Source organism: Pseudomonas sp. NY15463 (assembly GCF_048068415.1).
Taxonomy (GTDB): Bacteria; Pseudomonadota; Gammaproteobacteria; order Pseudomonadales; family Pseudomonadaceae; genus Aquipseudomonas; species Aquipseudomonas mosselii_C.
In genome coordinates this window covers 295,862-318,392 of record NZ_JBLUQD010000002.1, presented here as the reverse complement: position 1 = coordinate 318,392, position 22,531 = coordinate 295,862, and the positions used below count along the sequence as shown (strand labels likewise).

General features: G+C 63.9%; 21 protein-coding genes. 10 read left to right on the top strand and 11 right to left on the bottom strand.

Translation table 11 applies throughout. The features are described 5' to 3' along the window. Positions 1 to 145: 145 nt before the first annotated feature. The 5 genes from tsaB to ACNFIC_RS05655 all read left to right on the top strand — a co-directional run bounded on the left by tsaB (position 146) and on the right by ACNFIC_RS05655 (position 3,688). Positions 146 to 820, top strand: coding sequence for a tRNA (adenosine(37)-N6)-threonylcarbamoyltransferase complex dimerization subunit type 1 TsaB (tsaB, locus tag ACNFIC_RS05675; RefSeq protein ID WP_416780269.1), 675 nt, complete (start codon positions 146 to 148; stop codon positions 818 to 820). Between the two features lie 149 nt (positions 821 to 969). Next, complete coding sequence (locus ACNFIC_RS05670) at positions 970 to 1,257, top strand: hypothetical protein (RefSeq protein ID WP_138218637.1); 288 nt, start codon at positions 970 to 972, stop codon at positions 1,255 to 1,257. 3 nt (positions 1,258 to 1,260) lie between these two features. After that, entirely contained in the window at positions 1,261 to 2,130 is an 870-nt protein-coding gene (locus ACNFIC_RS05665) for a DUF72 domain-containing protein (RefSeq protein WP_416780267.1), read from the top strand. 31 nt (positions 2,131 to 2,161) lie between these two features. Further along, entirely contained in the window at positions 2,162 to 2,992 is an 831-nt protein-coding gene (locus ACNFIC_RS05660; protein WP_416780265.1) for an isocitrate lyase/PEP mutase family protein, read from the top strand. 6 nt (positions 2,993 to 2,998) lie between these two features. Continuing rightward, a complete protein-coding gene (locus ACNFIC_RS05655; protein WP_416780263.1) occupies positions 2,999 to 3,688 on the top strand; it encodes an extensin family protein in 690 nt (229 codons plus the stop codon). 2 nt (positions 3,689 to 3,690) lie between these two features. Here the strand turns inward: ACNFIC_RS05655 and ACNFIC_RS05650 are convergent, their stop codons facing one another. Next, a complete protein-coding gene (locus tag ACNFIC_RS05650) occupies positions 3,691 to 4,311 on the bottom strand; it encodes an energy transducer TonB (protein ID WP_416780262.1) in 621 nt (206 codons plus the stop codon). Positions 4,312 to 4,406: 95 nt separating this feature from the next. On the opposite strand from ACNFIC_RS05650, the gene ACNFIC_RS05645 reads away from it, so the two are divergent. Beyond that, positions 4,407 to 5,189 (top strand): class I SAM-dependent methyltransferase, encoded by a 783-nt coding sequence (locus ACNFIC_RS05645; RefSeq protein ID WP_138218627.1) that lies wholly within the window; start codon positions 4,407 to 4,409, stop codon positions 5,187 to 5,189. 113 nt (positions 5,190 to 5,302) lie between these two features. Here the strand turns inward: ACNFIC_RS05645 and ACNFIC_RS05640 are convergent, their stop codons facing one another. Next, positions 5,303 to 5,932: a TetR/AcrR family transcriptional regulator gene (locus ACNFIC_RS05640; RefSeq protein ID WP_171030917.1), complete on the bottom strand. Its 630-nt coding sequence runs from the start codon at positions 5,930 to 5,932 to the stop codon at positions 5,303 to 5,305. Between the two features lie 182 nt (positions 5,933 to 6,114). On the opposite strand from ACNFIC_RS05640, the gene ACNFIC_RS05635 reads away from it, so the two are divergent. After that, positions 6,115 to 7,209: an efflux RND transporter periplasmic adaptor subunit gene (locus ACNFIC_RS05635; protein ID WP_138218624.1), complete on the top strand. Its 1,095-nt coding sequence runs from the start codon at positions 6,115 to 6,117 to the stop codon at positions 7,207 to 7,209. Between the two features lie 6 nt (positions 7,210 to 7,215). Then, on the top strand, positions 7,216 to 10,284 hold the full coding sequence (locus tag ACNFIC_RS05630) for an efflux RND transporter permease subunit (RefSeq protein WP_416780259.1): 3,069 nt from the start codon (positions 7,216 to 7,218) through the stop codon (positions 10,282 to 10,284). 86 nt (positions 10,285 to 10,370) lie between these two features. On the opposite strand, the gene ACNFIC_RS05625 is transcribed toward ACNFIC_RS05630, so the two are convergent. The 3 genes from ACNFIC_RS05625 to plsB all read right to left on the bottom strand — a co-directional run bounded on the left by ACNFIC_RS05625 (position 10,371) and on the right by plsB (position 14,121). Then, positions 10,371 to 11,060, bottom strand: coding sequence for a DUF4197 domain-containing protein (locus tag ACNFIC_RS05625; protein ID WP_138218620.1), 690 nt, complete (start codon positions 11,058 to 11,060; stop codon positions 10,371 to 10,373). 32 nt (positions 11,061 to 11,092) lie between these two features. Next, on the bottom strand, positions 11,093 to 11,491 hold the full coding sequence (locus tag ACNFIC_RS05620) for a YbaY family lipoprotein (RefSeq protein ID WP_138218619.1): 399 nt from the start codon (positions 11,489 to 11,491) through the stop codon (positions 11,093 to 11,095). Between the two features lie 140 nt (positions 11,492 to 11,631). Continuing rightward, positions 11,632 to 14,121 (bottom strand): glycerol-3-phosphate 1-O-acyltransferase PlsB, encoded by a 2,490-nt coding sequence (gene plsB, locus ACNFIC_RS05615; RefSeq protein WP_138218617.1) that lies wholly within the window; start codon positions 14,119 to 14,121, stop codon positions 11,632 to 11,634. A gap of 230 nt (positions 14,122 to 14,351) precedes the next feature. Here plsB and ACNFIC_RS05610 point away from each other — a divergent pair, with 230 nt between their 5' ends. Then, positions 14,352 to 14,561 (top strand): cold-shock protein, encoded by a 210-nt coding sequence (locus tag ACNFIC_RS05610; RefSeq protein WP_110992443.1) that lies wholly within the window; start codon positions 14,352 to 14,354, stop codon positions 14,559 to 14,561. 119 nt (positions 14,562 to 14,680) lie between these two features. On the opposite strand, the gene ACNFIC_RS05605 is transcribed toward ACNFIC_RS05610, so the two are convergent. The 4 genes from ACNFIC_RS05605 to ACNFIC_RS05590 form a co-directional block, all read right to left on the bottom strand. After that, positions 14,681 to 15,058 (bottom strand): hypothetical protein, encoded by a 378-nt coding sequence (locus ACNFIC_RS05605; RefSeq protein ID WP_138218615.1) that lies wholly within the window; start codon positions 15,056 to 15,058, stop codon positions 14,681 to 14,683. A 17-nt stretch (positions 15,059 to 15,075) separates the two neighbouring features. Next, entirely contained in the window at positions 15,076 to 15,888 is an 813-nt protein-coding gene (locus tag ACNFIC_RS05600) for a putative RNA methyltransferase (protein WP_138218613.1), read from the bottom strand. Next, positions 15,888 to 17,039, bottom strand: coding sequence for a succinyl-diaminopimelate desuccinylase (dapE, locus tag ACNFIC_RS05595; RefSeq protein WP_138218611.1), 1,152 nt, complete (start codon positions 17,037 to 17,039; stop codon positions 15,888 to 15,890). Before dapE ends, ACNFIC_RS05600 begins: the two co-directional genes overlap by 1 nt. Positions 17,040 to 17,188: 149 nt before the next feature. Then, the gene (locus ACNFIC_RS05590; protein ID WP_416780256.1) at positions 17,189 to 19,780 is read right to left on the bottom strand and encodes a glycosyltransferase; all 2,592 of its coding nucleotides are present in this window, start codon (positions 19,778 to 19,780) and stop codon (positions 17,189 to 17,191) included. Positions 19,781 to 20,004: 224 nt separating this feature from the next. Here ACNFIC_RS05590 and tcdA point away from each other — a divergent pair, with 224 nt between their 5' ends. Continuing rightward, a complete protein-coding gene (gene tcdA / locus ACNFIC_RS05585) occupies positions 20,005 to 20,814 on the top strand; it encodes a tRNA cyclic N6-threonylcarbamoyladenosine(37) synthase TcdA (RefSeq protein ID WP_138218607.1) in 810 nt (269 codons plus the stop codon). A 60-nt stretch (positions 20,815 to 20,874) separates the two neighbouring features. Here tcdA and ACNFIC_RS05580 read toward each other — a convergent pair whose 3' ends face one another. Together ACNFIC_RS05580 and ACNFIC_RS05575 are read right to left on the bottom strand one after the other, a co-directional pair. Beyond that, entirely contained in the window at positions 20,875 to 21,285 is a 411-nt protein-coding gene (locus ACNFIC_RS05580) for a SufE family protein (protein ID WP_138218605.1), read from the bottom strand. Continuing rightward, on the bottom strand, positions 21,282 to 22,487 hold the full coding sequence (locus ACNFIC_RS05575) for a cysteine desulfurase (RefSeq protein WP_138218603.1): 1,206 nt from the start codon (positions 22,485 to 22,487) through the stop codon (positions 21,282 to 21,284). Before ACNFIC_RS05575 ends, ACNFIC_RS05580 begins: the two co-directional genes overlap by 4 nt. Between the last annotated feature and the right edge of the window lie 44 nt (positions 22,488 to 22,531).

Genomic DNA, 22,531 nt, shown 5'->3' with positions numbered 1-22,531 from the left:
CATGAAAACGGCCCGCTTGCGGGCCGTTTTCGTTTGTCCGCCACAACGCCCCCTTGTAGGCGCGGCACGAGGCCGCGCCTACACACACAGGCCACTGCTGCCCTATAATGCCGCGTCTTTACTCCTGCCCCTGGATACCCGTTCGATGACCACCTTGTTGGCCCTGGATACCGCCACCGAAGCCTGTTCCGTCGCCCTGCTGCATGACGGCAAGGTGACCAGCCACTATGAGGTGATCCCGCGTATGCACGCGCAAAAGCTGCTGCCGATGATCAAGCAGTTGCTGGCCGACTCGGGCGTGGCCTTGAGCGCAGTGGATGCCATCGCCTTCGGCCGTGGCCCGGGCGCGTTCACCGGCGTGCGTATCGCCATCGGCGTGGTCCAGGGCCTGGCGTTCGCCCTCGAACGCCCCGTGCTGCCGACATCTAACCTGGCTGCCCTGGCCCAAGGCGCCCTGCGCCGTCATGGTGTGCAGCAGGTTGCGGCGGCTATCGATGCGCGCATGGACGAGGTGTACTGGGGCTGCTATCAGGCTGAACAGGGCGAGATGCGCCTGATCGGCCAGGAGGCGGTGATCGCCCCTGAACGCGTGGCCTTGCCCGACGACTTGGGTGACGATTGGTATGGCGCCGGTACCGGCTGGAGCCTGGCTGAACGCCTGGCGGTAAAACTGACAGCGAGCGATCCGGCCGCGTTGCCCGATGCTCAGGACATCGTCAGCCTGGCCCGTTTCGCCTGGACCCGTGGCGAGGCGGTGGACGCTGAGTTGGCGCAGCCTGTGTACCTGCGCGACAACGTGGCGACGCCAAAGGCGCGTTGACGGATACCTTCACAGGTTTGCAATGGGGCGGTTCCTGCCCCTAAGTGTTAAACCTTTTGCGCGATCTGTGGTCTAGTTATCAGTTCGGGCATTAGCGATGGATCTCTGATGCTGCTAAATTGCCATCATTGGTCTTGAGTGCAACGTTCATGCGTATCGACGGCTTCGCCTCACAGAGCTACCCCATCAAGCGCGCACCGCGTAAGGCGCCGCTGCGCGATGAGGCCGTCAGTGAAGAGGCCGAAGCGATCGATGAGGCAGACATACAGTACACCCGCAGCAACCGTCGCAAGAGCGACCTGCCGGCCCGCCAGCAGGACATGATCTTCCCGCGTGCCCGCGACCGGCGCACGTCCACCGCCCTTGCCAGCTACCTGACCACCGCAGGCTTTACCGATTGGGACATGGAAGTGCTGGGGCTGGACCTGTACATTTGACGGATGATTCGGTCCCCACTGCCTTACTTTCTCGGTTGCCCGTCCTGGAGCGAAAACGCCTGGCGCGAGTACCTCTATCCTGCTGACGCGCGCACGGGTGATTTTCTTGGGCTATACAGCCAGGTATTCAATGCCGTCGAAGGCAACACCACCTTCTATGCGCGCCCTGCGCCTGCCACCGTGGAGCGGTGGGCGCGCATCATGCCTGCGGGCTTTCGCTTCACTGCCAAGTTTCCCGGCGATGTCAGCCATGTAGATGACTTGCGTGGCCAGCTTGATTCGGCGCTTGCGTTCACCCAGTTGATGGCCCCGCTGGGCGAGCGGGTTGCGCCGTACTGGCTGCAATTGCCCGCGCAGTTCGGCCCGGCGCGATTGGCCGAGCTTGCGTATTTTCTCGACGAGTTGCGTGTGCCGGTTGCGGTAGAGGTGCGTCACGATGCCTTCTTCGCGCGCGGCGAAGAGGAGCGCCAGCTCAACCGCCTGCTGCATGAGCGTGGGATCGAACGCATCTGCCTCGACCCGCGAGCCTTGTTCAGTTGCACCTCGCGCGAGCCGAGCGTGCTGCACGCCCAGGCCAAGAAACCCAAGGTGCCGCCGCGGCCTTGCGCGTTCAGCCTGCACCCGCAGGTACGTTTCATCGGCCATCCTGAGCTTGAAGCCAACGAGCCGTTCCTGAGCCCTTGGGTAGACAAGGTCGCCGGCTGGATCGAAGAAGGCCGCAGCCCGTATGTCTTTCTGCATACCGCCGACAACCGGCTGGCCGCCGCACTCGCCCAACGCTTCCATCAGCGTCTGATGCAGCGTTTGCCAGGGCTTGAGGGATTGCCGGAATTGCCACGTGCGCCCGAGGTCGAACAATTGGGCCTACTCTGACCACGCGTCGAACACTGCCGGAGGTTGAACCATGGATGTGCAAACCCTACGAGCCGAAGCCTTCAAGGCATTACACGCGCGCGATGGCGCGTTCGTTATCCCCAATCCGTGGGACGCCGGTTCGGCGAAACTGCTGGCAAGCCTCGGCTTCGAGGCCCTGGCGACCACCAGTGCGGGGCTCGCATTCAGCCTTGGCCGGCCAGATGCCGAGGCGGCGTTGAGCCTGGATGAAACCCTGGATAACGCCAGTGCCATCGTCGATGCCACGCCGCTGCTGGTGGCAGCCGATCTGGAGAACGGTTTCGGCGAGCAGCCCGAGGTGTGTGCCCAGACCATCCTGAGCGCCGCCGAGGCGGGCCTGGTGGGCGGCTCGATCGAAGATGCGAGCGGCCGCAGCGAGGCGCCGATCTATGATTTCGCGCTGTCCGTGGCGCGTGTGCGGGCGGCGGTAGCGGCAGCGCGCAGCCTGCCATTCCCATTCATGCTCTGCGCCCGGGCGGAAAACCTGCTGCACGGGCGCCTGGACCTGGACGACACCATCAAACGCCTGCAAGCCTACGTCGAGGCCGGAGCGGACGTGCTGTATGCGCCAGGGCTGCGCACGGTCGATGAAGTCCGCGCAGTGGTGCAGGCGCTGGCGCCCAAGCCTGTGAACGTGCTGATGGGCATGCCCGGGATGGCGCTGAGCGTGAATCAACTGCAGGACCTGGGCGTGAAGCGCATCAGCGTCGGCTCTTCGCTGGCCCGCGCTGCGCTGGGTGCCTTCGAGCGTGCTGCGCTGGAAATCCGCGATCAGGGCACGTTCGGCTATGGCGAGCAGGCGCTGCCGTTCGCCCGGCTCAATGACCTGTTCCGCCGCTGAGGCCCTGTGCGCATTGGGTTGGCCGCGTTGGCGGCGCTACTGACGTCGGTCGGCGCTGCCTGGCAACTCGGCTGGCGCCTGCCAAACGCTTGGAACCCTTGGGCTGTGCTGGACGTGCAGCAAGCGCCGAACCTGCTGACTGCCTACAAACTGTCGCGCCTGAGGGATGATCCTGAGTTGTGTCGCAGGTCCTTGCAAACCTCGACCTTGCGTGTGAAGTCGCAGGCTGATAGCCCGCCTGATGCCAACTGCCCCTTGCACAATGTCTGGCGTGTAGAGGGTGGTCAAGCGCGCGTGAGCAGCAGCTTTCTTGCCAGTTGTCCGCTGGCGGTGGCCTATGCTCTGTTCGAGGTGCATAGCCTGCAACCGGCCGCGCAGCGCGTATTCGGCCAGCCGGTGACGCAGGTCGATCACCTCGGCAGCTTTGCCTGCCGCAACGTCTACCACCGCAAGCAGGGGCGATTGAGTCAGCACGCCACGGCCAATGCGTTGGACATCAGCGGTTTTCGCCTCAAGGACGGGCAGCGCATCGTGCTGCTGAGCGACTGGCAAGGGGAGGGGGACAAGGCGCGTTTTCTACGCCAAGTGCGCGATGGCGCCTGTGACAGCTTCAGCACCGTGCTGGGGCCGGACTACAACGCCGCCCACCGCAATCACTTTCACCTGGACATGGGGTTCTGGCAGGTCTGCCGCTGACCTCAGGCGTGCACGCGCACGTTGTTCAGCACCACCGGGCGTGCCCAGTGGGTGTCGAACTCCAGCGCCTGCTGCTGTTGCTCAAGGGTGGTTTGGTCGAACGGCTCGGGCGCCGGATCCAGCAGGTTGCGCTCCAGTTCGGCGATTGGCAGGAACAGCGGGCGCGGCGATGGACCTGGACCCGGTTCGCCGGCAGGCTGGCCTTGGCTCATCACCACCGGGCGCAACCAGCTGTTGTTCAGGTCGAGCTGGCGCTGTTGGTCGATCAGCTCAGCGGCGCTGAAAGGCTCGGGGGCCGGTGGCAACAGCTTGGCTTCGAGTTCGGCCTTGGGCAGGAACAGCGGCTCGGGCGGCGCCACGATGGTGTCCTGCACCGGCAGGGCACGTTGAATTTCGATCAGTGCGAGGGCCTTGGCACCGCCGATGGGTTCGCCGCTTTGCTGGTCGTACTGCACCAGTGCCTGGCTGACACTGTCGACCTCCAGCGCTTGCTGGTCGGCCATCGCGCGGGCGAAGAAATCCTGCCACAGGTGGCTGACGCCACCCAATGCCTGGGTATTCTGCCGACCGTAGTTGCCGACAGGCGACAGGTAGGTCAAGCCGATGGGAAGAGTATCTGTCATGGCAGTCGCGCGCGTTGTGCTCTGGCAGAATAGCGGGATATTCGCTGTATCGGCCGTGGCCGGGCGTTCATTAATTTTTTCGAGTGCAGTATTGGATGGCAGAGCAAGGGCAGGGCACAGGTATCAGGGTCGAGGCGCTGGCTCCGGCGTTCCAGGCGCAGGCGCAGCAGTGGGCTGAGCGTCTGGGGTTGCCGCTGGCGGACGAAATGGCCGAATTTGCCGTGCAGGTCGGTGCCGATGGGTTGCAGATCCAGCAGTTGGGGCCGCAGGCGCCAGGCCCGGTGCGGGTCGACTTCGTCGAGGGTCAGGCGGCGCATCGGCGCCTGTACGGTGGTGGCAGCGGGCAGATGATCGCCAAAGCCGTGGGCATTGCCCAGGGCGTGCGCCCGCAGGTGCTCGATGCCACCGCAGGGCTTGGCAAGGATGCTTTCGTGCTGGCCAGCCTGGGTTGCCAGATGACCTTGATCGAGCGCCAGCCGCTGATCGCCGCGCTGCTGGAAGATGGTCTGGCTCGTGCGCGTGGGGATATGGAAGTCGGTGAGATCGTCGAACGTATGCGGCTATTGACCGGCAATGCCATTGAGCGCATGCGCGGTTGGGAAGGCGAGGCACCGCAGGTGATCTACCTCGACCCGATGTTCCCACATCGCGACAAGAGCGCGTTGGTGAAGAAGGAGATGCGCGTGTTCCGCCCGCTGGTGGGTGACGACCTGGATGCCCCGGCGCTATTGGAAGCGGCCTTGGCGCTGGCCACGCATCGTGTGGTGGTCAAGCGCCCGCGCAAGGCACCGATCATCGACGGGCCAAAGCCGAGCCATAGTCTTGAAGGCAAGTCGAGCCGGTATGACATCTACCCGAAGAAGGCGTTGAAAGCCTGAAGGGTAAACCCGCTCCCGCAGGATTGCGCCAAGCCTGAATCCTGCGCTGCACCCGTAGGCGCGGCCTCGTGCCGCGATACGTGCCATCTTGCGGCTGATTCAAGGCATTGTTTTCAAGCTTGGAAGGCGCGCAAGAATATCCCCACCACCTCGCGCACATGGGCCTCGGCCGCCTCGCCTTGCAGCGGCCCCGCACACCCCAGCAGCAAGCGATAATCCGGTGCTCCCTTGACCAGGCAGAAGAAATGCTCCGCCGCATGCAGCGGGTTGTCGATGCACAGCAGGCCGCGTTCGTGGGCCCCGCGCAGCAGCGCCTCCATGCCCGCCAACACCCGCTTGGGCCCGGCCTCGTAGAAATACTCGCCAAAGCTTGGATCGAGGCTGCCCTGGGCAATGATCAGGCGACTGAGCTTGACCGCCTCGTCACTGCTGATAAGCGCCTGAAAGCCCCGCGCGATGGTCAACAGCACGTCTTCCACCGGCGCACCTTCGGGGTACTCGAAAAGCAGATCCGGCAGTTGCATCTGGCAGGTCGCCATGACTGCTGCGCAGAACAGTGTCTGTTTGTCGGTGAAGTGACTGTAGACCGTCAGTTTCGAAACACCTGCCGCCGCAGCGACCGCATCCATGCTGGTGTTGGCATAGCCAAGGCTCAGGAACAGCGCCTTGGCGGCCTCGAGGATGGCCTCGCGTTTGGCCAGGTCCTTTGGCCGGCCTGGGCCGATGGGTGCGTCATTGGACATGGGGAACCGTATCGTGGGTGAAAGTGCGCCATCTTACCGGGTCGAGAGCGATCCGGGGCCAGCATGCGTTGCAACGTTAATCTGGTTTTTCTCTCGGCAACCGCTTCCCGGAGACGTTTGGCTGATTTAGTATACTCGCCAGTATAAATATTAGCTGCGTCCTCTGCCGAAGGTTTTCCATCATGTTGCGTCGTGCATTGTCGTTCGCCCTGCCTGCTGCCCTCTTACTGCTCACCGCCTGCGGCCAGGAGGCCGCGCCCCCGGCCGCGCCGCGTCCAGCGCTGGTGATCCAGCCTCAGCCAACGGGGGCGTCTGCCGACAGCTACCCTGGCGAAGTCCGCGCGCGCTTCGAGCCTGAGCTGGCGTTTCGCATCGCCGGCAAGGTCAGCAAGCGCCTGGTTGAAGAGGGGCAGCGGGTCAAGGCTGACCAGCCGTTGGCCGAACTCGATCCGCAAGACGTACGCCTGCAACGTGAGGCCAGCCATGCGCAAGTAGCCGCCGCCGAGGCGAACCTTGCACTGGTGCGTGCCGAGCGTGACCGCTACCAGAAGCTGCTGGAGCGTGGGATGGTCAGCCATTCGCAGTTCGACAATGCCGAAAACCTCTACCGCGCAGGTCAGGCCCGCCTCAAGCAGGCCAAGGCCGAGCTTGACGTGGCAGGTAACCAGACCGAGTACACGGTGTTACGCGCGCCACAGGCCGGTGTGATCGCCAAGCGCCAAGTGGAAGTGGGCCAGGTGGTGGCTGCGGGGCAGACGGTTTTCACCTTGGCGGCTGACGGCGAGCGTGAGGTACTGATTGGCTTGCCTGAACAGCAGTTCGCCCGTTTCTCGGTGGGGCAGGCGGTCAGCGTCGAGCTGTGGTCGCACCCCAATGAACGTTTCGAGGCGCGCATCCGCGAGTTGTCGCCAGCGGCGGATCCTCGCTCGCGCACGTTCGCTGCACGCATCGCCTTCAACGGCGTCGCACCTGCCGAGCTGGGCCAGAGTGCGCGGGTGTTCATTGCACATGCCGAGCAGGCGCCGCTGGCGGTGCCGCTTTCGGCGGTCAGTGCCGAGGCAGGGCAGACCTATGTGTGGCGGGTGGGCCAGGATAACCGTTTGCAGCGCGCGCCCGTGCGCCTGGGCGCGTATGGGGCCGACAGCGTGCCGGTGCTCGAAGGCTTGCAGGCCGGCGACTGGGTGGTCGCTGCCGGCGGCCATGTGCTGCGCGAAGGCCAGCAGGTCCGTCCAGTGGACCGCAACAACCGCAACGTGAACCTGGCGACCAAGGAGTAAGTCAGCATGGGTTTCAACCTTTCCGCCTGGGCGCTGCGCAATCGTCAGATCGTGTTGTTCCTGATGATCCTGCTGGCGGCGATTGGCGCTGTGTCCTACACCAAGCTGGGCCAGAGCGAAGATCCTCCGTTCACCTTCAAGGCCATGGTCGTGCGTACCCTGTGGCCGGGTGCCACCGCCGAAGAAGTCTCGCGCCAGGTTACCGAGCGCATTGAGAAGAAACTCATGGAGACCGGCGAGTACGAGAGGATCGTGTCGTTCTCGCGCCCCGGCGAGTCGCAGGTCACGTTCATGGCGCGCGACTCGCTGCATTCCAAGGATATTCCGCAGTTGTGGTACCAGATCCGCAAGAAGGTCGCGGACATCAAGCACACCCTGCCGCCCGAAGTGCAGGGCCCATTCTTCAACGATGAGTTCGGGACCACCTTCGGTAACATCTACGCATTGACCGGCCCTGGTTTCGACTACGCGGTTCTCAAGGACTATGCCGATCGCATCCAGGTCCAACTGCAACGGGTCAAGGATGTAGGCAAGGTCGAGTTGGTGGGGCTACAGGACGAGAAGATCTGGATCGAGCTGTCCAATACCAAGCTGGCCACCCTCGGCGTGCCGCTGGCCTCGGTGCAGCAAGCGCTGCGTGACCAGAACGCGGTGAGCACCGCAGGCTTCTTCGAAACCCCCAGCGAGCGTTTGCAGTTGCGGGTGAGCGGGCGTTTCGACAGCGTCGAGCAGATCCGCCAGTTCCCGATTCGGGTGGGTGACCGCACGTTCCGTATCGGCGATGTCGCCGAGGTCCAGCGCGGCTTCAACGACCCACCCGCGCCGCGTATGCGCTTTATGGGCGAGGACGCCATCGGCCTTGCCGTGTCGATGAAGGACGGCGGTGACATCCTCGAGTTGGGCAATGCCCTGGAGGGCGAGTTCGCCCGCCTGGCGCAGGGCCTGCCGGCAGGCATGCAGTTGCGCAAGGTGTCCGATCAGCCGGCGGCGGTCCAAGCCGGGGTTGGCGAGTTCGTCCAGGTGCTGGTCGAGGCACTGGCCATCGTGTTGCTGGTGAGCTTCTTCTCGCTGGGTGTGCGCACCGGGTTGGTGGTCGCCTTGGCGATTCCGCTGGTGCTGGCCATGACCTTCGCCCTGATGCACTACTTCGGTATCGGCCTGCACAAGATCTCGCTGGGGGCCCTGGTGCTGGCTTTGGGGTTGCTGGTGGACGATGCGATCATCGCCGTGGAGATGATGGCGATCAAGATGGAACAGGGCTACGACCGGCTCAAGGCGGCCAGCTATGCCTGGTCGAGCACCGCATTCCCGATGCTCACCGGCACGTTGATCACCGCCGCGGGTTTCCTGCCAATCGCCACGGCCGCCTCCGGCACGGGCGAATACACCCGCTCGATCTTCCAGGTGGTGACCATCGCCTTGCTGACCTCGTGGGTCGCGGCGGTGTTGTTCGTGCCGTACCTGGGCGAGCGCCTGCTACCGGACCTGGCCAAGCTTCACGCGGCGCGCCATGGCCACGACGGGCAGGCCCCCGACCCATACGCCACGCCGTTCTACCAGCGCGTGCGGCGGCTGGTGGCCTGGTGCGTGCGGCGGCGCAAGACGGTGATTGTGCTGACCATCGCGGTCTTCGTTGGCAGCATCGTGCTGTTTCGTTTCGTGCCGCAGCAGTTCTTCCCGGCTTCCGGGCGCCCGGAACTTATGGTTGACCTCAAGCTGGCCGAAGGTGCCTCGTTGAGCCACACCACCGAGCGTGTTCAGCAACTCGAAGCGCTGCTCAAGCAGCAGGAAGGTATCGAAAACTACGTGGCCTATGTCGGCACGGGTTCGCCACGCTTCTACCTGCCGTTGGATCAGCAACTGCCCGCAGCGAGCTTCGCCCAGTTCGTGGTACTGGCCCAATCGTTGGAGGCGCGCGAGCGCCTGCGCAGTTGGTTGATCGCGACCCTCGACGAGCAGTTCCCTGACCTGCGTGCGCGTGTCACGCGTCTGGAAAACGGACCGCCCGTGGGCTATCCGGTGCAGTTCCGCGTCACCGGCGAGCACATCGACAACGTGCGTGCTCTGGCTCGCGAGGTGGCGGCCAAGGTGCGCGAGAACCCGCATGTGGTGAACGTGCACCTGGACTGGGAAGAGCCGAGCAAAATGGTGTACCTGAACATCGACCAGGACCGCGCCCGTGCGTTGGGGGTGAGTACAGCGCACCTGTCGAGCTTCCTGCAGAGTTCCCTGACCGGCAGCCATGTCAGCCAGTACCGCGAAGATAACGAGCTGATCGAGATCCTTCTGCGCGGCACCCCTGAGGAGCGCCGCGCGCTGGGCAACCTGGGCAGCCTGGCTTTGCCTACCGACAACGGCCAGAGTGTGGCGCTGAGTCAGGTGGCGACGTTGGAGTACGGTTTCGAAGAGGGGGTGATCTGGCACCGCAACCGCCTGCCAACGGTCACCGTGCGCGCCGATATCTATGGCAAGGAACAGCCGGCCACGCTGACTCAACAGATCCTGCCGTCCTTGCAGCAGATCAAGGCCAAGTTGCCGGATGGCTATCTGCTGGAGGTGGGCGGCACGGTCGAGGACGCCGAACGCGGCCAGCGCTCGGTGAACGCAGGTATCCCGTTGTTCATCGTGGTGGTGCTGAGCTTGCTGATGATCCAGCTGCGCAGTTTCTCGCGAATGTTCATGGTGTTCCTCACTGCACCCCTGGGGTTGATCGGCGTCACCTTGTTCCTGCTGGTGTTCCGCCAGCCGTTCGGTTTCGTCGCCATGCTTGGGACGATCGCCTTGGCGGGCATGATCATGCGTAACTCGGTGATTCTGGTGGACCAGATCGATCAGGATATCGCCGCAGGGTTGAGCCGTTGGGAGGCAATCATCGAAGCCACCGTGCGACGTTTCCGGCCGATCGTGCTGACTGCCCTGGCGGCGGTGCTGGCGATGATTCCGCTGTCGCGCAGCGTGTTCTATGGGCCGATGGCGGTGGCGATCATGGGCGGCTTGATCGTCGCCACGGTGCTGACGCTGCTGTTCCTGCCGGCGCTGTATGCGGCGTGGTTCAGGGTCAAGAGCAGTCGCTAGCGACGAGTGTCAAGCTGCAACATAGCGGGCCAGTGACGGCCCGCTTTTTCTTGCAGCTTGCAGCTCACCACTTGCAGCTGCGCGCTTCAAAGCGCGCCGAACACCTTCTTGGCCAGGCTGGTCGCTGCCTGTGCTGGGTTCTTGCGAATGCTTTCTTCCTGCTTGGCGATCATCTCGAACAGGCCATCCAGGGCTTTTTCGGTCACGTAGCTTTCGATGTTGGCGCTCTTGGCGTCGATCACGCCCAGGCCTGCGGCTTGGCCGGCGAAGTTGTTGTACTGCTTGGCCAGGCCCACCTGGTCGGTGGCTTGCTTGACGATCGGCAGGAACTTGGCGCGGATCTCTTCGCGACTGCTCTTGTTCAGGTATTGGGTGGCGGAGTCATTGCCGCCGCTGAGGATGCCCTTGGCATCGGTCACGGTCATCTTCTTCACCGCATCCACCAGAATGGCCTGGGCCTGCGGTACGGCCGCCTCGGCCGCCTTGTTCATGCTGGCTTCCAGTGCTTCGACCTGGTCGCCCTTGCCGAACATCTTCATGGCCTTGGCTGCCTTGCCCAGTTTACCTGGCAACTCGATGCGCACATCGGGGTTGTTGCTGAAGCCGCCTGGGGTGCTCAGTTGCTTGACGGCAACCTGCGCGCCTTGGGTGAGGGCATCTTTAAGGCCCGTGGAGGCATCGCCTTGGGACAGGTCGCTGAGCGACAGGGCCAGGGCGCTGGCCGACAGCAGCAGGCCGGCGCATAGGGTGGTGAAGCGCAGGGAGGTGCGAAGCATGGGGATTTCCTTATGGGCAAAATGGAGCGGGTTCAGCGAGCCGGATCGACTTTGATCCGCAGCGGCTGCGGGTCGTTACCGTCGAGTGCCACGCCGTGCTGCTCGGTGTTGATGAACAGTAGCTGGCCGTCCAGCGTGATGCGCGCGCTCAGCGCGTAGCGGTGGCCGGGCTTGACCTGGGCTGGATCGTACGTGAGGTGGAACGGCAGCGGCACGTTGCCTTTTACCGGGCCTGTCTGGCTGGCCAGGGTCACTGCCGGGGCATCCATCAGCGATACGTCCTGCAGGCTCACGCTCAAGGTGGCGGACGGCGGCAGGGCGATGCGCTGCAGGTAGAAGACTTCGCCATCGAGGCTGGCGTGAGGCGTAGGCGTAGGGGTGGAGCAGGCCGCGAGCAGGGTGGCGCAGCACAGGCTAAAGAGTTTTTTCATGGAATCTCCGGTGCACAAGGGGTTGGCTTGTGGCCAACCCCTCGGACTTTAGCGGATTTTCGCCGGATGTGCGGCCCTGCGCGGGAAGCGGAGGCCGTCTGCGTCGGCAATGCGCCGATGCGCCGTACCCCGGCGAACCGTCATTCTGCCGGCAAAGGCCCCGGTGTTTCGCCGTGATGCAGCGCCACCTGACGGATCGACAGACGCAGTTCGGCCGACAGCACGCGCTTGGCTACACCTTCGGCCAGTTCGCCGAGCTTGTCGTGATGGCCGAGCTTGCCGCTAGCATCCGGGCGCAGCACGCCTTCGCGTACCAAGGTCTGGATGAAATGGCGGAACAGGGTCTTGTCGAAGAACTCCGGGGCGTTGAGCCCATGCAGGATCGACAGGCGCTGGGCCATCATCACGCACAGCTCCTCCAGCTCTTCGGCAGTCAGCGTGTGCTGGCCGCTGTTGAGCAACAGCGAGGTGGCCATGTAGAAGCGTTGCAGGGTCTGGGTGATGGTGCGGGCCAGCAGGGTCAGCAGCACGAACTGCCGCGAGCTTGGCGCCGGGCGCAGGTACACGCCGTTCTCGAAGCGCAGCAGGCCCTGCTCGACCAGTGCGTTGAGCCATTGGTCGATCACCTCGTCCAGTTGCTCGGGTGCCCAGCGCAGGAACAGCTCGGCCTGCAAGTAGGGATACAGCGCACGTACGTATTGCCCGACCAATTCGCGGCTCATGCGCGAGCTGCTCTGGAAGAAACTCGCCAGCAGCCCCGGCAGGGCGAAGATATGCAGCACGTTGTTGCGGTAGTAGGTCATCAGGACTGCGTTGGCTTCGTCCAGGTAGAGGATGCGCCCCAACGCATCTTTCTGCTCGGCCAGCAGGTCCATACCCAGCACATGCGTGATCAGCGCCTGGCCGTCGCCTTCGGGCAGGGTGGTGTGCGGTGAGTAGGGCACTTGGCGCAGCAGGGCCAGGTACAGGTCCAGCACCCGGTTCAGGGCCCGTTCGTCGAGGGCCAGGCGGCTGGTCGACAACAGTGCCAGGGCCACCAGGTTGACCGGGTTGACCGCAGCGGCCTCGTTGAGGTGGCGGGCCACGGTTTCGCCCAGGCGTGTGGTGGTGTCGTTGAGCCAGGCCGGGCGGTACTGTGGCGCCAGGTCCTGCTCGCGCCAGCCGGGTTGCTGCTCATCGAGGAAAGCATTCAGCCGGATCGGCTCGCCGAAGTTGACCGACACCTGGCCGAAGCGCTGCTTGAGGGCGCCAATGACCTTGAAGATGTCGAAGATCGATTCTTTCTTCTTGCTCGCTCCGCGTAGTTCGCCGAGGTAGGTGCGGCCTTCGAGCACCCGCTCGTAGCCGATGTACACCGGTACGAAGACGATCGGTGTGCGTGAGGAGCGCAGGAAGCTGCGCAGGGTGATCGACAGCATGCCGGGGCGCGGCTGGAGCATGCGCCCGGTGCGCGAGCGGCCACCTTCGACGAAGTACTCCACCGGGAAACCCTTGGTGAACAGGGTGTGCAGGTACTCGTTGAACACCGCCGTATACAGCGGATTGCCCTTGAAGGTGCGGCGCATGAAGAACGCCCCACCGCGCCGCAGCAGGCCGCCGATCAGCGGCATGTTGAGGTTGATGCCGGCGGCGATGTGCGGCGGCGTCAGGCCGTTGCGAAACAGCAGGTAGGACAGCAGCAGATAGTCGATATGGCTGCGGTGGCAGGGCACGTAGATGACCTCGTGGCCCGGGGCGATGCCCTGCACCTGCTCGATGTGGTTGACCTTGATGCCGTCGTAGATCTTGTTCCAGAACCAACTGAGCACCACTTCGAGGAAGCGGATGGCGGTGTAGGTGTAGTCCGAGGCGATTTCGTTGCCGTAGTGCAGCGCCTTGGCCTCGGCCTTGGCGTAGGGGATCTTCTCGCGCTCGGCCTCGTCGCTGATCGCCTGGCGCACCAGTGGGTCGTGTACCAGGCCCTTGACCAGGTTGCGCCGATGCGAAATATCCGGGCCGATAACTGCGGTCTTGAGATTGCGAAAGTGTACCCGCATGACCCGCTGGGCCATGCGCACCGTGCGCTCATGGCCTTTGTTGTGATCGACCAGTTCGCGCAGGTGAATCGGCGCTGAGAACTGCACGCGGGTCTTGCGCCCGAGAATCAGGATGCTCAGCAGCCGGCGCAGGCGCCCGGTGACCGCCCAGCTGTCGGCGAACAGCAGTTTCCACGGGCTCGATTCGCTGGCTGGGGTCTGCCCCCAGAACACGCTGACCGGGATGATCTGGGCATCCTCTTCGGCGTGTTGGGTGATGGCGGCGACCAGGCGCTGTAGGGTCGGTGGCGCGCCACGCTTGTCGTGGCGGCCGAGCCAATCGGGGTCAGGGGTGAGGTAGAAGAACGCCGCCGGTTCCTGCAAGGGGCCAACCGCCACCGGCAATACCGGGCGCGGCAGCCCTGCTTTGGTGCACTCGCGGTCGATCACAGCCAGATCGGTGAGCGAAGGCGAGGGCAGGGCGTAGAACACCGGGCGGCTGCGATCGAGCTTGAGCGTCAGCGAGGACTGGTTGATGGTCTCGGAGCGCACCCATAGGTACAGCACGCGACGCAGGGCGCCGAAGATGAGGCGGCGCAAGGGGGAACGGGTCATGGGGTTGGTGCCCTGGATGAGATCTTTCGAGTGTTTTCCACGGTATTAGTCTGCCGTATCTGCGTAAGTTCAGCAAAAATCGGCAAAAATACCGCCCGTCATGAATTTTTTTTGTTCCCTGTCATATACTCGGCCTGCTGCTTGCTTAAGTATTGACAAGCCGCAACGGCGCGGGTGGTGAGCCCCTGCCAGCAAGGCGATCTTCAAAATAAAAATCCGGAGTAGTTCAGATGTCGTCTCGTGAGACTGGGAATGTGAAGTGGTTCAACGATGCCAAGGGTTATGGCTTCATTCAGCGCGACGGTGGTGCGGATGTGTTCGTCCACTATCGGGCAATTCGCGGTGAGGGGCATCGCACCCTGGTCGAGGGACAACAGGTGGAGTACGCCTTGGTACAGGGCCAGAAAGGCCTCCAGGCCGAAGACGTCGTCGGTCTCTGACCGCCGCCGCAAGCGGTAAGCCTCAAGCTGCAAGCTGACCGTGGAGCTTGCAGCCTGATGCGTCCGAACTTGCAGCTTGTCGCTTACAACTCGCAGCTTGTAGCTTTGAGTGCTTAGCTTCAGTGTGTACGCCAGGTGATTTCCTGTTCACCGTCGGCGCTGATGCGGATCCAGCGATCGGCATCCTCTTCCCCGTCTTCCTCGCTCCAACTGCCGGGTGCGCAGCGCACTTCGACCGCGAGTGCGGCGAACGCCGCGCGCGCGCAGGCGATGTCATCGGCCCACGGGGTCTGGTCGCTCTCCAGGTACAAGCTGTTCCATTTCCCTACAGCCTTCGGTAACCAAGTGACCGGAATGTTACCGGCCATGCACTTGAAGGTCTGGCCTTTTTGCTTCCATTCGCTGCACGGGCCAAGGGCCTCGGTGAGCCAGGTGGCGATCTGCCGGTGATCGACGTCGTCGTCCTTGAGGTAGATCTCGATATCGGGTTGACGCATAGGGGGCTCCAGTGTGCTCAGTCTTGGCGCACGAAATAGTCATAACGCATGGAAACCGTGACGTCGAACGGTTCGGGCTGCTCGATCACCTGTGCGCGTTTTTCGGCGCTGGCGCGCCAGCCGTGCGGAGTCATGGCCAACAGGTCGGCGCGGGCCTTGGCCTCGACCAGGCTCAGGCGAAATTCGAGTACCTCGCTGTGGGCGTGCTGCATGCCTTGAGGAATCAGGGCGAGGTGCTTGTCGTCAGCGTAGGGGCGAACCTCATCGTAGAGCACCTCGCGCAACTCCATCAGGTGGCCGCTGGTCGGCCCCACCCGCATCAGGCCGCCGCCGGGGGCGAGCAGGCGCTTGGCTTCTTGCCAGTCCAGCGGGCTGAAGACGCTGGCGATGAAGCCGCAGCTGGCATCGGCCAGCGGCACGCGGGCCATGCTGGCGACCATCCAGGTCACTTCGGGGGCGCGCCGGCAGGCACGCTTGACCGCCTCGCGGGAGATGTCCAGGGCGTAGCCGTCGGCGCTTGGCAGCGCCTCGGCAAGCTGGGCGGTGTAGTAGCCCTCGCCACAGCCGATATCCAGCCAGGCGGACGGGGTGCGTTCGGCAGCCAACTGCGCCAGGCGGCGGGCCACCGGCGCGTAGTGGCCTGCTTCGAGGAAGTCGCGGCGGGCCTCGACCATGGCCTGGTTGTCGCCTGGGTCGCGGCTGTTCTTGTGCTGTACCGGCAGCAGGTTCAGGTAGCCCTGGCGGGCGCGGTCGAAACGGTGGCCGGCAGGGCAGGCCACGCCGTTGTCGAGCCGCGCCAGGGGCGCCTGGCAGAGAGGACAGGCGAGCATCAGGCGAGCAACCGCACCAGGGTCTGGTAGTAGATCTCGGTCAGTAGGTCGAGGTCGCTGGCCAGGATGCGTTCGTCAACCTGGTGAATGGTGGCGTTGACCGGGCCCAGCTCGACCACCTGGGTGCCCATGGTGGCGATGAAGCGACCATCAGAGGTGCCACCGCTGGTGGACGGTTGGGTGTCGCGACCGGTGACGGCCTTGATGCTCGAAGAGACCGCATCGAGCAGCTCGCCCGGCTCGGTGAGAAACGGCAGGCCCGACAGCGCCCAGTCGATGGTCCACTCCAACTGGTGCTTGTCCAGAATCGCCGCGACCCGCTGTTGCAGACCTTCGACCGTGGATTCGGTGGAGAAACGGAAGTTGAACAGCGCAGTCAGCTCGCCAGGCACCACGTTTGTGGCACCGGTACCGGCATTGAGGTTGGAGATCTGGAAGCTGGTCGGCGGGAAGAATGCGTTGCCTTCGTCCCAGTGCTCGGCGGCCAGTTCCGCCAGGGCCGCAGCGGCCAGGTGGATCGGGTTGCGTGCCAGGTGCGGATAGGCCACGTGACCTTGCTTGCCGCGCACGGTCAGCTTGGCGCCGAGCGAGCCACGACGGCCGTTCTTGACCACGTCACCGAGCAGTTGGGTACTCGACGGTTCCCCGACGATGCACCAGTCCAGGCGCTCGTTGCGGGCCTTGAGCAACTCGACCACGGCCTTGGTGCCATAGTGGGCCGGGCCTTCCTCGTCGCTGGTGATCAGGAAGGCCACTTTGCCGCGGTGGTTCGGGTAGTCCTGCACGAAGCGCTCGCAGGCGACCACCATCGAGGCCAGGCTGCCCTTCATGTCGGCGGCGCCGCGGCCGCAGAGCATGCCGTCGGCGTCGATCAGCGCGTCGAACGGCTCGTGTTGCCACTGCTGCACGGGGCCGGTGGGGACCACGTCGGTGTGCCCGGCGAAGCACAGCACCGGACCCTCCTGGGTGCCGTGGGTGGCCCAGAAATTGTCGACGTCTTCGAAACGCAGCGGTTCGAGCTGGAAGCCGACAGCGCCCAGGCGGTTCATCATCTGAGTCTGGCAGTCAGCGTCGACCGGGGTGACCGACGGGCGACGGATCAGGTCACAGGCCAGTTGCAGGGTAGGCGAGAGCTCGGCGGGGGCCGTCATGGGGAACTCCGGGGCAAGGCAAGGCGGGAAAATCCAAGGGGCGTTATCTTATATCAAATGACTTCGTCGGGCACTCTGCGCTTTATGAGCGATCACGAACTCGCAAGCCCGCTCCCACAGGGTACGCGGCGGGCTTGCGAACATCGGTCTCAGACGGTTTGGGCCTCGGTAGCCTTTTCCACCGGCTTGGGCAGCGATGACAGAAACGCCATCACCAATGCCGCTACATAGGGCAACGATTGCACCAGCAACATCGCCACCCAGAAACGCATGTCCGAACTCGGCAGCCCCTGCACCAGGTAGATACCGAGTGCCGCGCCCCACAGCAGCAACATGATGAACAGCTCTTCACGTGCTTCGGAAATCGCCACCAGTAAGCCATGGCTGTCGGCATTCTTAGGCGTGCGGAAGAACGGCATGCTGCTGGTGAAGAACCCATACAGCACCGCCTTGGCGATGGTATGCGACAGCGCCAGGCCCGCCAGTGCCGCCGCAAAGGCATCCTTGAGGTCGACACCGACAGCGCGCCGATACAGGAACACGATCTTGCCAACCTTGAAGAAGAACAGCGCCAGCGGCGGGATGGCGAAAATCATCAGCGGCGGGTCGACCCGGTGCGGCACGATGATCATTGCCGCCGACCACAACAGTGCCCCGACGGTGAAGAAGATGTTCATGCCATCGGCGATCCACGGCAGCCAGCCGGCCAGGAAGTGATAGCGCTGGCCACGGGTCAGCTCGCTGCCTTTGCCGCGCAGCAGGGCGCTGGTGTGGTGCTTGATGATCTGGATGGCACCGTAGGCCCAGCGGAAACGCTGCTTCTTGAAGTCGATGAAGGTGTCGGGCATCAGGCCCTTGCCATAGCTGTTGTGTGCATAGGCAGCCGACAGGCCTTTCTCGAACACCCGCAGGCCTAGCTCGGCATCCTCGCAAATGCACCATTCGGCCCATCCCAGTTCTTCGAGCACCGAACGTCGGGTCATGGTCATGGTGCCGTGCTGGATGATCGCGTCACGGTCGTTGCGGGTGACCATGCCGATGTGGAAGAAGCCTTTGTATTCGCTGTAGCACAGCTTCTTGAAAGCGCTTTCGTGCTGGTCGCGGTAATCCTGCGGCGATTGCACCACGGCGATTTTCGGGTCGGCGAAGTGCGGCACCATATGCTTGAGCCAGTTGCGGTCGACGCAGTAGTCCGAGTCGATCACCGCGATCACTTCTGCATCCTTGGCGGTGTGCGGGATCAGGTAGTTGAGCGCGCCACCCTTGAAGCCTGCGAGGGGCGCCACATGGAAGAACTTGAAGCGCGGCCCGAGCTTTTCGCAATGAGCCTTCAGCGGCTCCCAGACGGCGGGGTCCTTGGTGTTGTTGTCGATCACCAGCACTTCGTAATCGGGGTAGTCCAGCGCTGCGAGGGCGTCGAGGGTCTGTTTGACCATCTCGGGCGGCTCGTTGTAGCACGGCACATGCACCGAAACCTTCGGGCGATAGGCGCTGTCGCCGTGCACCGGCAAGAATTCGCGGCGTCGTTTGTGTATCCACACCGCCTCGGCCAGCTCATGCGCCTCGGTCAGCAATACGATGAACACGCCCAACGCGCCCAGCGCCAGCAACACGCCGACGGTCAGGCTGAACCAGGTGCTGTATTGCTGGCTGTAGTCGTAGCCGATCCACACCAGCACCGATCCGCACAGGAACGTGATGAAGGTGAGGAAGGTGCGTCCACGCTGGCGCAGCGTCGAGCCGTCGATCAGCAGCACCGCCAGGGCGATCATCGCCAGGACCACCGAGGCCACGGCCAGGGCCCGCCATTGTGGAATGGCCACGATCGGGCCTTCGAAGTTGAATTTCTGCTGGCGCTCGGCGTTGAACACGCCCCAATAGGCGCCCACCGAGCCCTCGTCGCTGGCCTTCCAGGGTTGGTCATAGGCTTCGATGACGAAGTAGTTGTAGCCGCGTCGGTTGAGGGTATTGACCAAGGTGCGCAGGTAGATGGCCTGGTCGGCTTGAGTGGCGTCGGCGCCGCCACGCATGCGGCCATTGCTCGGCCAGCCGACTTCGGAGAGCAGTAGCGGCTTACGCGGGAACTGCTTGCGCAGCTCGCGGGCGCGGTCGAGGACGAACTGCACCGAATCTTTCATCGGCACGAACTCCCAGTACGGCAGGATGTGCGCGGCGATCAGATCGACATGCTTGGCCAGTTCGGGGTGCTCCTTCCAGATGTGCCATTGCTCGCTGGTGGTCACCGGCACCTTCACGGCCTTGCGCACCCGATCGAGGTAGGCGATCAGCTCCTCGGGGGTGACCTCTTCGCGAAACAGCGCTTCGTTACCGACCACTACTCGCACCACGCTACGCGAGCTGTTGGCCAGGCCGATGGCTTTTTCGATCTCGCGCTCGTTGCGCTCCAGGTCCTTGCTGATCCAGATACCCAGGGTGACCCGCAAGCCCAGCTCCTCGGCCAGGTGCGGCACCTCTGCCTGGGTACCCTCGACGGTGTAGATACGGATGTTGTCGGTCAGCTTGTTCAGCTGTTCCAGGTCCTGGCGAATCTCGTCCTCGCTGGGGTACTGGCCCTTTTGCGGGCTTTCACCCAGGCGAAACGGCGAATAGGAAAAGCCGGAAATCTGTTCCGGCCAGACGGGCGCGGACACCGGGCGGTTGATCAGGGCCCAGAACCCGGTGAACAGCGCGGCGATGGCCAGGACCACCACCAGGTTGAGGCCGAACTTGCGTGATGACATAGGTGTTTCCGAAGAGGGGAGCGGGCGCATGATTTCAGCCCTGTCGCACAAGGCTGAGCGTTGGATATGCGACAGAGGATGAAGTTCTTCGCCGACTCAGTTGTCGTCCATATCGTTTGGTTCGATAAGACATTAAAGCAGGCTTGGTAGGATTCTTTCCAACGGCAGCCTGTGAAGCGGCCTCTTGCCCTATAATGCGCGCCGGTTTTTTTCGAGTTTCGAGCATGAGCACAGAAGATCCACGCTTTGCCGGTGTCGCCCGGCTGTATGGCGACCAAGGGCTGCAACGCCTGGCACAGGCCCATGTGGCGGTGGTCGGCATCGGCGGGGTCGGCTCGTGGGTGGCCGAGGCCCTGGCGCGCAGTGGCGTGGGCGAGATCAGCTTGTTCGACCTGGACGATGTCTGTGTCAGCAACACCAATCGCCAGGCGCATGCGCTGCAAGGGCAGGTCGGGCGGCCCAAGGTCGAGGTGATGGCCGAGCGCCTGCGTGCGATCAACCCGGCCATCAATGTTCATGCGGTGGCCGACTTCGTCACCCGCGAGAGCATGGCCGAGCACATCACCGAGCAGATGGACTGCGTGATCGACTGCATCGACAGCGTGATGGCCAAGGCCGCACTGATCGCCTGGTGCAAACGGCGCAAGATCGCCATCATCACCACCGGTGGGGCAGGTGGGCAGATCGATCCTACCCAGATCCAGATCGCCGACCTCAACAAGACCTTCAACGATCCGTTGGCCTCGCGGGTACGCTCGACGTTGCGCCGGGACTACAACTTCTCGCGCAACACCAGTCGCAACTATCAGGTCCCGTGCGTGTTCTCCAGCGAGCAACTGCGCTATCCGAAGGGCGATGGCAGCGTGTGCCTGCAAAAGAGCTTCGTTGGTGAGGGTGTGCGCCTGGACTGTGCAGGGGGCTTTGGTGCGGTGATGATGGTGACCGCCACCTTTGCCATGGTGGCGGCGAGCAAGGCCATCGAAAAACTCGTGGGCGGTGCGCGGCGGCCTTCGGAGCGGGTCAAGGCCGAGTAGCCGCCCTGTGCAAGCGGGTTTGCCGTAGTGCCGGACCACTGCGCAACAGGCTGCGCCGATTCAGCGCCTTGACGCCAATTCCGCCATACGCTGCAACACCGCATGCAGCCCATTGGCGCGTGACGGCGACAACTGACGCTCAAGCCCTAGCCGGGTAAACCACTGCCCCAGGTCCAGCTCAGCCAGCTCGTCACTGGCCAACCCCTGGACCCGCACCAGCAGCAATGCCAGCAACCCGCGCAACAAACGCGCATCGCTGGTGGCCTTGAACCGCCATTGCCCATCCACCTGCGTAGCGACCAGCCACACCAGGCTTTCGCAGCCATGCACGCGGTTGGACTCGTGCTTTTCACTGTCCTGTAGCGGCTCCAGCCGCTCACCCCATTGCATCAGCAAGCGAGCGCGCTGCTCCCAGCCGCGCGCCTGCTCGAAGCTCTCCAGCGCCTGGTTGGCATCGACTGAAAGGCTCATCGCAGTAGCTCCAGGCCTTGGTCGAGGGCGTCGAAGAAACGCTGTAGGTCGTCGCTGTCGTTGTAGAGTCCCAGCGACACACGGATCGCGCCCTCCAACTGCATGCCCTTGAGCAACGGCATGGCGCAGTGGTGTCCGGCGCGCACGGCGATGCCCTGCTCGGTGAGCAGGTGGGCGATATCGGCGTTGTGCACGCCGTCGACGACGAAACTGGCCAGCGCCGCCTGGGGCGAGGCCAGCACCCGGATGCCGTCACGATCGGCCAGACCGCGCAGCAGGTGCTGATGCAGGCTGGCTTCGTGGTTGGCCACGGCGTTGGCGTCGAGGCTGGCGAGGTAGTCCAGGGTCGCGCCCAGGGCGATGATGCTGGCGATAGGCGGCGTTCCCGCCTCGAACCCCAGCGGTGCCGGGCGAAAGCTTGCACTCTGGTAGTCGGCCAATTGCACCATTTCGCCGCCGTACTGCCAGTGGCGCAGCAGCGCCTGCGCCTGCACGCGACCGTACAGCACGCCCACGCCGTCCGGGCCATATAGCTTGTGGCTGGAAAATACGTAGAAATCGCAGCCCAGTTGCTGCATGTCGTGACGGCCATGCACGATCCCTTGGGCGCCATCGACCACGCTTAGCGCCCCTTGGGCACGGGCATGGCTGAGCAACGCGGCCAGCGGCTGCCAGGTGCCGAGTACGTTGGACAACTGGCTGAGCGCAACCAGTCGGGTGCGTGGGCCGATCAGTTGCAGGGCGTGGTCCAGGTCGATGCAGCCGTGCTCGTTCAGCGGCAGCACCACCAGGCGCAGGCCTCGGCGCTGAGCCAACTGCTGCCAGGGCAGCAGGTTGGCATGGTGCTCCAGGGCGCTGATTGCGATCTCGTCGCCCGCCTCGAAATGCGGCTCCAGGCCATACGCCAGCAGGTTGAGCGCCGAGGTCGCACCGTGGGTGAAGACGATCTGCTGCGCATCCGCTGCATTCAGCCAACGGGCAAGCTTGTCGCGGGTGGCTTCGAAGGCTTGGGTCGCCAGGGCGCCGGGCAAGTGCTGGGCACGGTGCACGTTGGCCGCGCCATGGCCGTAATAGTGGCTCAGGGCGTCGATCAGGGCCTGCGGCTTCTGGGTGGTCGCGGCGCTGTCCAGGTAGGTCTGGTGCTGGCGTTGCAAGGCGGCGATGGCGGGGAAATCGGCACGCCAGGGGGAGGGCTGGAACATGTTCGCGGGGCCTGGAATGAAAAATCGGGTCTGCCCGTTAGAGC